The following is a 3,952-nucleotide window of genomic DNA, read 5'->3' as shown; positions in this document are numbered from 1 at the left end:
GCAGGACCGGCCCGACAGCCGCCTTGCCCGCCAGCTCGGGTACTGGACCCGCCAACTGGCCGCACTCCCCGCAGAGGTCACGCTCCCGGCCGACCGGCCGCGCCCGGCCGTGGCCACCCACCGCGGCGACCTGGCCACCTTCCGGTGGGACGCGGAGCTGCACGGCGGCCTCCTCGGCCTGGCACGCGAGCTGAACGCCAGCCTGTTCATGGTGCTGCAGGCCGGTCTCGCCGCGCTGCTGAGCCGGCTCGGCGGCGGCACCGACATCCCCATCGGCGCCCCCATCGCCGGGCGCACCGACGAGGCCTTGGACGATCTGGTCGGCTTCTTCGTCAACACGCTGGTGCTGCGGACCGACACCTCCGGCGAGCCCACCTTCGCCGAGCTGGTGGCGCGCGTGCGCGAGACCGCGCTGGAGGCGTACGCCAACCAGGACGTGCCGTTCGAGCACCTCGTCGAGGTGCTCAACCCCATCCGCTCCATGGCGCACCACCCGCTGTTCCAGGTGTCGATGGCCCTGCAGAACACCCCGGAGGGACACCTCGGCGCACCCGGTCTCGCGGTGGACTCCGCCGGCGTGCCGCACACCGGCACGGCGAAGATGGACGCCTTCCTCAGCCTCGTCGAGCTGCGCACCCCCGACGGCACCCCCGACGGGTTCGACATCGCCGTCGAGTTCAGCACCGACCTGTACGACCACTCCACCATCGCGGGCCTGCTCGACCGCTGGGCTCGCCTGCTCCGCGACGCCGTCGCCCACCCGGGCAAGCGCATCGGCGCCATGGAGCTGCTCACCGCGCCCGAACGCGCCCGGCTCCTGGCCGCGGGCGACGACACGGCCGTCCCGCGCCCGCCGGCCGGGCTGGTGGAGCTGTTCGAGGCCCAGGCGGCGCGCACGCCGGCCGCGACGGCGGCCACGGCCCACGGCACCCCCGTCTCCTACGCCGAGGTCAACGCCCGCGCCAACCGGCTCGCGCGGGTGCTCGCCGGCCACGGGACCGGCTCGGAGCGGGTCGTCGCGCTGCTGCTGCCCCGCTCGGTCGACCTGGTCGTCGGCGTCCTGGCCGTCCTGAAGGCGGGCGGCGCGTGCCTCGCGGTCGACCCGGCCACCCCGGCCTCGCGCGTGGAGCAGATGCTGGCGGACGCCGATCCGGTGCTGGTGCTCACCGACGAGAAGGACGCCACCGGTGCCGCGGAGGCCCGCGCCGTCCCCCGCCTTCTGATCGGCCACCCGGACACGGCCGACGCCCTCGCCGCCAAGCCGGAACACGACCTCGCCTCGCACGAGCGCTTCGGCCCCCTCCATCCAGGCCTGCCCGCCTACGTGATCTTCACCTCCGGCTCGTCCGGACGCCCCAAGGGGGTGACCATCACCCACGCGGGCCTCGTCAACGTCGCGCTGGACCAGATCGGCCGGTTCGGCGTCCGCGAGGGCGACCGCGTCCTGCAGTTCGCCGCCACCGGCTTCGACATGGCGGTCGGCGACCTGGTGATGGCCCTGCTCAGCGGCGCCGCGCTCGTGCTGCCCCCGGAGGACCGCGCCGCGGGCGAGGACCTGGCGGACCTCGTCGCACGCACGGGGGTCACCCACATGGTCGTGCCGCCCGCCGTGCTCGCCTCACTGCCCGAGCGGCCCTTCCCCGACCTGCGGTGCGTCGTGGCGGCGGGCGAGGCGTGCCCGCCCGAACTCGTCGACCGGTACGCCGCCCGCGTCCGCATGCTCAACGCGTACGGCCCCACCGAGACCACCGTCTGCGCCACCACCAGCAGCCCCCTCGCTGCTTCGACCGGCATCCCGCCCATCGGCGGCCCCATCGCCAACACCCGCGTCTACGTGCTGGACGGCGGGCTGGGGCTGGTGCCGCCGGGTGCGCCGGGTGAGCTGTACGTGGCGGGGACGGGGGTGGCCCGGGGGTATGCGGGCCGGTTCGGTTTGACGGCGGAGCGGTTCGTGGCTGATCCGTTCGGTCCTGCGGGGTCGCGGATGTATCGCACGGGGGATGTGGTGCGGTGGCGGGCCGACGGGGTGCTGGAGTACCTCGGGCGTGCCGACGACCAGGTGAAGATCCGCGGGTTCCGGGTGGAGCCGGGCGAGGTCGCCGCCGTGGTGGCCGCCCATCCGGCCGTGGCCCAGGCCGTCGTGGCGCCCTGGCGGTCGCCGGGCGGTGACGTGCGCCTGGTGGCGTACGTCGTCCCGGCCCCGGGCGACGGGGACGGCGCCGAGTGCGATCCGCAGCTGGTGCGGGGGTTCGTGCGCGGGCGGCTGCCGGAGTTCATGGTTCCGGCCGCGGTGGTGGTGGTGGATCGGTTGCCGTTGACGCCGAACGGCAAGTTGGATCGTGCGGCTTTGCCGGTTCCTCGGTGGGAGGGCGGGGGTGGGCGTGGTCCGCGTACGCCTCGTGAGGAGGTGTTGTGCCGGTTGTTCGCCGAGGTGCTGGGTGTGGAGCGGGTGGGTGTGGACGACTCGTTCTTCGACCTGGGCGGACACTCGCTGCTCGCCACCCGGCTGATCAGCGAGATCCGGGAGGAACTGCGCGCCGAGCTCCCCATCCGGCACCTGTTCGAAGCACCCACCGTCGCCGAGCTGGCGGACCGGTTGGACACCCCCGTCGAGACGAGGCCGGCCCTGGTGCGCCGCCCCCGTCCGGAAGGAGCCCCGCGGCCATGATCCCCCTCTCCTTCGCCCAGCGGCGGCTGTGGTTCCTCGACCGGCTGGAGGGCCCGAGCGCGACCTACAACGTGCCCTGGGCACTGCGCCTGCGCGGCGACCTGGACGTCGATGCGCTGCGGGCGGCGCTGGGGGACGTGGTGGCCCGGCACGAGGCGCTGCGCACGGTGTTCCCCGAGCACGAGGGCGAGCCGCACCAGGTCATCCTCTCCCCCGACGAGGCGAAGCCGGCCCTGGAGGTGCTGCCTCTGCGCGAGGAGCTGCCGCGGGCCCTGGAGCGCGCCGCCCGGTACCGGTTCGACCTCGGCGGTGAGCCGCTGGTGCGGGCGCATCTGTTCGTGGTGGGCCCGCGTGACCACGTGCTCATGCTGCTGATGCATCACATCGTGTGTGACGGGTGGTCGGCGGCGCCGTTGTCGCGTGACCTGATGGCCTGTTACGAGGCCCGGCGGTCGGGCGGAACGGCGCGGTTGCCGGAGTTGCCGGTGCAGTACGTGGACTACACGTTGTGGCAGCGTGAGCTGCTGGGTGACTCGGCGGACCCGGGCAGTGTGATCGCCCGGCAGACGGCGTACTGGCGTGATCAGTTGGCCGGGCTGCCCGAGCAGATCCAGCTTCCCACCGACCGCCCCCGCCCCGGCGTGGCGTCCGGCCGCGGCGACGTGCTGCCCTTCTCCTGGGACGCCGACCTGCACCAGGGCCTCACCCGGCTGGCCAAGGAGACGGGAACCAGCCTGTTCATGGTGCTGCAGGCCGGCCTCGCCGCGCTGCTGACCCGCCTCGGCGCCGGCACCGACATCCCCATCGGCGCCCCCATCGCCGGCCGCACCGATCGGGCTCTCAACGAGCTGGTCGGGTTCTTCGTCAACACCCTGGTGATGCGGGTCGACACCTCCGGCGACCCCAGCTTCGCCGACCTGCTCAAGCAGGTGCGCGAGACCGCCCTGGAGGCGTACGACAACCAGGACGTGCCGTTCGAGCACCTGGTCGAGGTGCTCAACCCCGCACGCTCCGCAGCCCACCAGCCGCTGTTCCAGGTCATCCTCGCCCTGCAGAACGCGGCCGCGGGCGTGGTCGCGGGGGGAGACCTGGAGATCACCCCCGAGTGGGTGACCACCGGAACCGCCCGCATGGACCTCTACTGGAACTTCACCGAGAACCCCCTCGAAGACGGCGACGGCGGGCTCGTGGGGTTCGTGGAGTACGACACCGATCTGTTCGATGCGGAGACGGTGGGGGGTTTGGTGGGGCGGTTGGAGCGGTTGTTGGTGGGGGTGGTGGCTG

At 73.5% G+C, this 3,952-nt stretch carries 2 protein-coding genes; both read left to right on the top strand.

What is annotated here, in order from left to right; genetic code table 11:
- On the top strand, positions 1 to 2,668 hold a 2,668-nt coding region (locus PYR91_RS36180), incomplete at its 5' end, for an amino acid adenylation domain-containing protein (RefSeq protein WP_279787507.1).
- Positions 2,665 to 3,952 (top strand): condensation domain-containing protein (locus PYR91_RS36175; protein ID WP_279787505.1); only part of this gene is annotated, 1,288 nt, incomplete at its 3' end. The genes PYR91_RS36180 and PYR91_RS36175, both read left to right, overlap by 4 nt.

It is taken from the genome of Sphaerisporangium sp. TRM90804, assembly GCF_029846175.1.
Taxonomy (GTDB): domain Bacteria; phylum Actinomycetota; class Actinomycetes; order Streptosporangiales; family Streptosporangiaceae; genus Sphaerisporangium.
Note: the sequence above shows the minus strand (reverse complement) of the source record. Positions and strands in the feature narration are given on the sequence as shown.